Here is a 3,685-nt window from a genome sequence, read left to right on the forward strand (position 1 = left end):
TGCCCTACTGGGGCTGGCTCGACGATGGCCGCACCTGCCTGACCCGTTCGGGCGAACTGATCGCGGCGGGCCGGATCCGGCCCGCTACGGTGGACGGCCGCACGCCGGAGCAGATCGACCGGGTGTTGGGCCTGTGGCAACGGTTGATGTCGGGCCTGAGTTCCGACACGCGCCTCCAATTCCACATGCTCCGGCGTCCCGGCCTCGCCGAGAGTGCAGAGGACGGAGGTTCGAACATCGCGTCCCTGTCGGGCCGCAAGCGAAGCGCGTTCCTCGCCGGGCGCGTCCAGCGGCTCGAAGCTTTCGTGGTATGGTCACACGACCCGGGCCTCCGCCCGGCGGGCGGGGGTTCGGGGCCGGGACCGCTGTCGCGGTTCAAGCGGCTCCGAAAGCGCGGCGGCAAGACGGCGACATCCTACCTGGCCTCGGAGATCGAGGCGGCCGCGGGCCGGTTCAGGGCGATGATCGACGCTGGCCGCTCGCTGGTGGCCGAGCACACGCCCGTCGAGATGCTGGACGCGTTGGAAGGCTCCCGTCTCCTCTCCGAACTCATCAACCGACCCGGCACGTTCTGGGACGGTGCGACGGGGAGCGGCATGAACTGGCGGCTCGCGCTCTCGGAGCTTGAAGCGGAGCGCTCGCACCTGAGGCTGGACGGCGAGCCCGTGATCCTCTACTCGCTCCTGTCTCCGCCCGGGCAGGCGTACGCGAACCTGCTCCGGGACCTCTACTGCCTCGACGCGGTGACGACCGTCTCGCTTGAATGGCGGCCGTGGACGGTCGAGGCGGCGCGTCGCCGGATCCGAAGCGCGCAGCGCCACTACTTCTCGCGGCGCTACTCGATGATGGCGCACGCGCAGGACGCCCAGGGCACGGCGGCGGCGATGGTCGATTCCGCCGCGGCCGCCGAGTCCGACCGTCTGGGAGCGGCGCTCGTCGAACTCGAAGCCGACGGCGTGGCCTACGGCGAGGCGTCGCTGACCGTGGCGCTGCACGGCGAACTCGACGGGATCGAGCGGCTGGACGGCGACGTGCGCCGCCTGTTCGCCGCGCACGACGCGAAGGTGATCCGGGAGGGCTACGGCCAGATGCCCGCGTGGTTCGCCCGGCTTCCGGCCCAGCCGCGCAAGCGGCAGGTGCGGAAGGTGTTCGTATCGGCCGGCCTCGCGGCGTGCCTTGCGCCCGTGTTCGGGCCGCCGAGGGGGAACAGAAGGAGCCGGCATCTGGACCGCGAGCCGCTGGCGGTGTTCGAGACGCCGTGGCGCACGGCGTACCGCTACGACCTGTTCTGTGGCGACGTGGGCCACACGCTGATCTTGGGCGCGACGGGCTCGGGCAAGAGCTTCACGCTCAACTTCCTGCTGGTCGAGGCGCTCAAGTACGATCCGCGCATCCTGATCCTGGACCTGGGCGGCTCCTACCGCTGGCTGACCCGGTTCCTCGGGGGCCGGTATCTGGAACTCGCGCCCGGCGAGGCGGAGCCGACGCTCCGGCTTACACCATTCGCGCTTCCCCCGACCACGAGAACGTTCCAGTTCTTGACCGGCTGGGTGCTCCGGCTGTTGAAGCTGGGCGGATACGATCCCGACGGCGCGGACACGAGCGAGATCCGCGCGCGGATCGAGGACCTCTACGCGCTCGGGACGGAGCGCCGAACGCTCACCGTGCTGGCCGGTTCGCTCCCGTCCGCGATGTGGTCTGCACTCAGCCGCTGGACCGAGGGCGGTGCCTGGGGCGCGTTCTTCGACAACCCCCCGGCGGGTGCGACCGACATCGAGTTCCGCGACTGGCAGGTGATCGACCTGGCGGGCGCGGCGGAGCACGCGGACCTGTGCGAGGCGGCGCTCGCCTACCTGCTGGAACGCATGCGGCTTGAGATCGAGGACCCGGCCGAGACCGCGCGGCTCAAGCTGATGGTCGTGGACGAGGCGTGGCGGTACATGCAGGACCCCGCCGTGCTGAACTACCTGGCCGAGGCGGCCAAGACGTGGCGGAAGAAGAACGCCGCGCTCGTGCTCGCGACGCAGTCCGCCGTGGACGTGACGGGGACGCCGGGCGCTTCGGCGCTCCTCGAATCGATCCCCACCAAGCTGTTCCTCGCCAACGCCGAACTGCCCGACGAGGCCGGGGCGCTGTTCCGGCTGAACGAGTCGGAGGTCGCCCGGATCCGGGCGCTGACGCCCAAGCGCGAACTGTATCTCCGCCGCCCGGACGAGGCGGCGGTGCTCCGCCTCGAAGTCGATCCGGAGAGCTACTGGCTCTACACCTCCTCGCCGCTCGACGCCGAGAGGCGCGCCGAAGCCGTGGCGAGGCACGGGCTGGTCCGGGCGCTCGAAGCGCTCGCGGGCCGAACCCATCCCACCCCACCAACCGAGAGGACGTGAACACCATGAAGGCAACTCCAACCGCCGCGATCCTGCTGGGGATCGTCGTAGTCCTGCTGACGCTGCTTCTGACGGTGCTTCCCTGCGATGCCGCCGCGCAGCAAGCGAGCGCGGACGCCACCCTGCTCCGGGTTCCGTTGCCGGAGGACGGCGAAGAGCGGATCCCCCGGCTCCGCGCACGCGTGCGGCATACCACGGTCATCGTGCTTCCGGCCGGGGAGCGCATCCTCGACTTCGTGGCTGGCGACTCCGAGTACTGGCACCTGACCGGCGCGGCGAACGTCGCGTACCTGAAGCCGTTGGCCGAGAACGCGGCGACCAACGTGGCGCTCGTCTGCGAGTCGGGGCGCATCTACTCGTTCCTTGTCTCGGAAAGCGGGGAGAAGCCGCCCCACCTCGTGGTCCGCGTCGAGGCAGGCGCGGATGCGGAGGCCGCGTTTGGCGCTCCCGGGTTCGTCGCCCGGAGCGAGGTCGCCGCCTACCGCGAGATGGCGGCCCAAGCTGTCGAGGCCGCGGGGCTGGCCCGCGAGGAGGCCGAGGCCGGGATCGCCGAGGCACGCGGCTGGGCCGAAGCGGAGATCGAGGCGTTCCGTGCCGCCTACCCCGAGCGGCTGCGGTTCGAGTACCTGCTGGACCGAAAGGCGTCCGAGCGGCCGTTCCGTGTCGAGGCGATGTGGCACGACGGGGAGTTCACCTATCTCCGTTCGCGCGCACAGGAGTCGCCCGCGCTCTACGAACTCCGGGACGGCGAACCGAGCCTGGTCGCGTTCGATCTCACCGAGGACGGCCTCTACGTCGCCCGCCGTGTCTTGGGCGACGGGTGGCTCCAGATCGGCGGTGCGCGGGCCGGGTGGCGGTTCGAGCCGAGGGACGTGCGATGAGCCGCTGGAAGCAGTGGATTAAGGAGCCCAAAGGCGCGCTGCCGGGCGGTGTCGTTACGAAGGTCGGGATCGCTTTGATCACCGTGCTCGTGGCCGGGCTGCTGCTCTCCTCGTCGTTTTCCGGTCCCGATGAGACGACCGAGGGCGTCGCCCCGACGCCGGCGCGGCCCGTGGACGACCGAACGGGCCGGTCGCTCGACGGGCGCTTCAGCGACGAAACCGACCGCCAGAGCCAGCAGGCGGCCGCGGATGCGGACCGGGAACGGGGGCAGCCCGGTGCCCCAGGGCAGGACACGGCCGGACAAGACACGGCGGCAAGTTCAGGCAGCGCCGGGGGCGGCATGGGCCGGGCCGAGTTCGAGTTGCGCGAAGCGCTCCGGCTGGAGGAGGTCGAGCGCGGGACGCGCTCGCTCCGCTCAT

3 protein-coding genes are annotated in these 3,685 nt (G+C 71.0%); all 3 read left to right on the plus strand.

All coding sequences use genetic code 11. The features are described from left to right. Window positions 1–2,384: DUF87 domain-containing protein (locus RN901_RS05920; protein WP_310756947.1), on the plus strand; the 2,384-nt coding region annotated here is incomplete at its 5' end. 5 nt (window positions 2,385–2,389) lie between these two features. Next, window positions 2,390–3,265, plus strand: coding sequence for a TrbG/VirB9 family P-type conjugative transfer protein (locus RN901_RS05925; protein ID WP_310756948.1), 876 nt, complete (start codon window positions 2,390–2,392; stop codon window positions 3,263–3,265). Next, window positions 3,262–3,685, plus strand: a 424-nt coding sequence (locus tag RN901_RS05930; protein ID WP_310756949.1) for a hypothetical protein, incomplete at its 3' end; no start/stop codon positions are given. The genes RN901_RS05925 and RN901_RS05930, both read left to right, overlap by 4 nt.

The organism is Candidatus Palauibacter soopunensis, assembly GCF_947581735.1.
GTDB classification, from domain to species: Bacteria; Gemmatimonadota; Gemmatimonadetes; order Palauibacterales; family Palauibacteraceae; genus Palauibacter; species Palauibacter soopunensis.

What these genes read in the sequence shown, in the direction of transcription:
- RN901_RS05925 (WP_310756948.1), top strand. Translation starts at nt 2,390, where the DNA reads ATGAAGGCAACTCCAACCGCCGCGATCCTGCTGGGGATCGTCGTAGTC.